The sequence below is a fragment of the Bradyrhizobium sp. SHOUNA76 genome, from assembly GCF_023006445.1.
Lineage (GTDB): Bacteria > Pseudomonadota > Alphaproteobacteria > Rhizobiales > Xanthobacteraceae > Bradyrhizobium.
On the sequence record NZ_JALBHA010000585.1, the window covers coordinates 1 to 3,666 of the forward strand.

Annotated in this window: 4 protein-coding genes; 2 read left to right on the top strand and 2 right to left on the bottom strand. The window is 66.0% G+C overall.

Annotation, left to right across the window (positions count from 1 at the left end):
• Positions 1–111 precede the first annotated feature (111 nt).
• Complete coding sequence (locus MOV74_RS33730) at positions 112–525, top strand: DUF1850 domain-containing protein (protein ID WP_246931307.1); 414 nt, start codon at positions 112–114, stop codon at positions 523–525.
• 89 nt (positions 526–614) lie between these two features.
• Positions 615–1,421: an SDR family NAD(P)-dependent oxidoreductase gene (locus tag MOV74_RS33735; protein ID WP_246931308.1), complete on the top strand. Its 807-nt coding sequence runs from the start codon at positions 615–617 to the stop codon at positions 1,419–1,421.
• A gap of 214 nt (positions 1,422–1,635) precedes the next feature.
• On the opposite strand, the gene MOV74_RS33740 is transcribed toward MOV74_RS33735, so the two are convergent.
• Both MOV74_RS33740 and MOV74_RS33745 read right to left on the bottom strand, forming a co-directional pair.
• Positions 1,636–2,406, bottom strand: coding sequence for a hypothetical protein (locus MOV74_RS33740; protein ID WP_246931309.1), 771 nt, complete (start codon positions 2,404–2,406; stop codon positions 1,636–1,638).
• Between the two features lie 214 nt (positions 2,407–2,620).
• A partial coding sequence (locus tag MOV74_RS33745; RefSeq protein ID WP_246931310.1) for a sodium:proton antiporter occupies positions 2,621–3,666 on the bottom strand: 1,046 nt, incomplete at its 5' end.

A 3,666-nucleotide genomic window follows, 5' to 3' on the forward strand; every position in this document is an offset into this window, starting at 1 on the left:
GACGCTGGTCGAGCGCCTCGTCGCGCTCGGCGCCGCGTTCTGCCTGCTCGGCGAGTTTCCGTTCAGCGATACCGCGGGGTTCGTGCTCGCGGCGGCGATCGTGCTGTGGCAATGGCGGCAGCGCCCGCCAGCGCCTGTCGAGGCGGTGTGAGCCTCTGCTTCGCAACGGCTTTCGGCGTGAAGGCGCTGGCGCTGTCCGCCTTCACGCTGGTCTGGACGCATTCGATCGCGAAGGTTGATTGGAAGGAGGATTGGCGCGTCACGCCCGCCGGTCTCGAACTGGTGCAGGCCCGCGTCAAGGGCACCGGCCCCGGCATGGAGCCGCCGCCCGAGGCACGGCTCGTCGACGGCTGGTTTCAGTGGCAGCCGAAGCGGGCGCCGATGCAGGAGGTCGTGCTCGGCAATTCCGGCGCGGCGGGGGAGTGGCGGCTGTGCCATGATGGAAAGTGCCGGACGCTGTCGGAGATTGTCGGGCATCCCATCGGTGCTAACGTCACGACGATGAAAGTTTGCGACAATCCGTAGCCGCACGAGCGGAGCGACATGCGGGACCACTGTCCCCGGATATCGCTGCGCTCATCCGGGCTACAAGAACAACAAACGGGAGAAACGCGATGGATCGGCTCAAGGGCAAGGTTGCGATGGTGGTGGGGGCCGGCTCGATCGGTCCCGGCTGGGGCAACGGCAAGGCGACCGCGGTGACCTTCGCGCGCGAGGGCGCGCAGGTGTTCTGCGTCGATCGCAACGGCACTGCGGCCGAGGAGACCGCAAAGATCATCACCGGTGAAGGCGGCAAGGCCACCGCGTTCACCGCCGACGTCTCGCGGGCGAGCGAGGTCGAGGCGATGGTGGCGGCGTGCCTCAAGGCCTATGGCCGCATCGACGTGCTCGACAACAATGTCGGCATCGCCGAGATGGGCAGCGTGGTCGAGGTGACCGAGGAGAGCTGGGACCGCGTCTTCAGCGTCAACCTCAAGAGCGCCTATTTCGCCATGAAGCACGTCATCCCTATCATGGTGAAGCAGGGCGGCGGTTCGATCATCAACATCTCCTCGATCGCCTCGATCCGCCACATGGGCATCTCCTACGTCACCTACGGCACCTCGAAGGCGGCGATGAACCAGATGACGCGCACCACGGCGATCGAGTTCGCGCGCCACCATGTGCGCGTCAACGCGATCCTGCCCGGCCTGATGAAGACGCCGATGGTCGAACATTCCGCAGGCCTCGCCGCCAGCTACGCCAAGGGCGACGTCGAAGCGATGTGGCGCGCCCGCGACGCACAAGTGCCGATGGGGCACATGGGCGATGCCTTTGACGTCGCCAACGCCGCATTGTTCCTGGCCTCGGACGATTCGAAATATGTGACGGGGATCGAGCTGGTAGTGGATGGCGGGATCACCTGCAAGGCAGGGGCGTAGGCGCCGCCTCACACTCCGCTGTCGTCCCGGGGCGCGCAAGGCGCGAACCCGGGACCCATAATCACAGGTAGAGTGAGTTTGCAGACCCGTAACTCCGAGTCACTGTAATTACATCTCCCTGTGGTTATGGGTCCCGGATCAGCGCTCCGCCCTGACAACGCTTCGCGTTGCCAAGAGCTGCGCTTGTCCGGGACGACAGCGGAGTTCTTGGTGCCTACTGCGCCAGCGCCAGAATCCCGCCGGCGAACGAATGCCAGACCGCGGTCTCGCTGATCGGCCAGTTCAGCACCTTCACCGTCAGCAGCGCGAGCGTGCCATAGATATAGACCGGATGCACGCGGCCTTCGTTGCGCCAGTCGCGCACCATGGCGACGACGAGCAGGAGCGATGCGACGACAGCCGGCGCGATCGTCACCGGCACGGGCGGCGGACCGGGCGGTCCCGGAGGCGCGAGGAAGGTCAGGAACCAGCGCGCGATCGCGGCATCGAGGATCGAGACCGCGGCGAGCAGCATCAGGCGCTTGTGAGCCTCGGGCCTGCGCGTGTTCACGATCGCGAGCACGAACACGATCGCGAAGAACGCGATCCCGCTCATCGGCACGATCGAGAAACCGATGCCGGCCTCGCGCTGCCCGAGCGCTGCGGCATGCTGCATCACGTGCACGGAGGCGAGGAAGCCGAAGATCGTCATCGCGGTCGCGAGCGAAACGCCAGCGATGCCGAGCGAGCGGTGATTGACGACGCGGCCGGAGGCTGCGAGCCAGGTCTGGAGCACGAAATAGAGAGACCAGGTGAAGAACAAGAGTCCGTGAAAGTGGATCACGGGGCTGGTCGAGAGCGTTCGGCTGGCGAGGGGGATCCAATAGGTCGGTGCGAAGCCGAGAAATGCGGTGGCTGCGCAGGCCAGGGCCATGTGGAGATAAAAATATCGTGCGGGCGACGCATCTCGCGCGCGGACACGACGGTCGTCGGTCAGAGTCGTCATCAGGAGTGAGTCTGGGGACAAGGGGTTTGGTTCAAACTCCGCTGTCGTCCCGGGGCGCGCGTAGCGCGAGCCCGGGACCCATAACCACAGGGTCGAATTACCGCGCGAGCTGGTAACCCCGAGTCTTCGCCCAACTTCTCCCTGTGGCTATGGATCCCGGATCGGCGCGCCTAAGGGCGCCCTTGTCCGGGACGACACCGGTTTTGTATGTGCCTCATCCCCCCGCGCTCAATTCCGCGCGATCGAGCTCCTCTTCGATCCGGTGGAAGGCGTCGTCGCCGATCACCTCGGTGGCGCGGAGATCGAAGATCGATTTGCGGGCGGCCTCGATGGCGCGGCGGCGCAGGGGATCGGCGGGCAGTTCGCCATTGGCGATGCCGCCGTTGGGATCGTTTTCGGCCTGCATCAGGATGGCGCGATATTCGAGCCGCAGGATCTCCGCTTCCTCCGACGGATCGCTCTCGATCGCATCGAGCGCGGCGCGATAGGCGACGGCGCGGGCGTGCGCGACCTCGGTGCCGACGGGATCGTCGTCCTTGAGGCCGAACGCCAGAATCAGCGGTCGCAGCGTCAGGCCCTGGATCACCAGCGATCCCAGCACCACCGCAAAGGCGACGAAGACGATGAAGTCGCGATAGGGAAAATTCTCCGGTAGCGCGAAAGCGGTGGCGAGCGTGACGAGGCCGCGCATGCCGCACCAGGAGATGATGAGGCCGCCCTTGGCCGAGGCGACCTGCTTCGGATCCTTCGGATGATAGATCCCCTGCGCGACCAGCACACGCAAGGTCGTGCGGTAGAACGTCACCCAGAGCAGCCGGACCAGCACCACGGTGAGCAGGATCCAGGCCGCCGCCACGCAATATTCCCAGCGCACGTCCGCGTCCAGCCGCGTCCAGATCGGCCGCATCTGCATGCCGATCAGCATGAAGGCGAGCACGTTGAGCACGAACACCATCGTCTCCCAGACCGCATAGGACGGCACCCGCAGCCGGGCCGGCATGCGCGCCCCTGCCGTGCGCGCGAGGGTGATGGCGTAGACCACGATGGTGAGGATGCCGGAGAGGCCGAGATGCTCGGCGGCGATCCAGATCATGAAGGTGGTGGCGAATTGCACGATGATGGCGCTCGGGGCCTCGGTCACGCGCTCCATGAACAGCGGAATGATGCGGCCTGCGACGAGGCCCGCCACGACGCTGCCGACCAGCGCCAGCGCCATGGTCGGCGCGCCCTGGCTCCATGTCAGATGCTCGGTGGCGACCG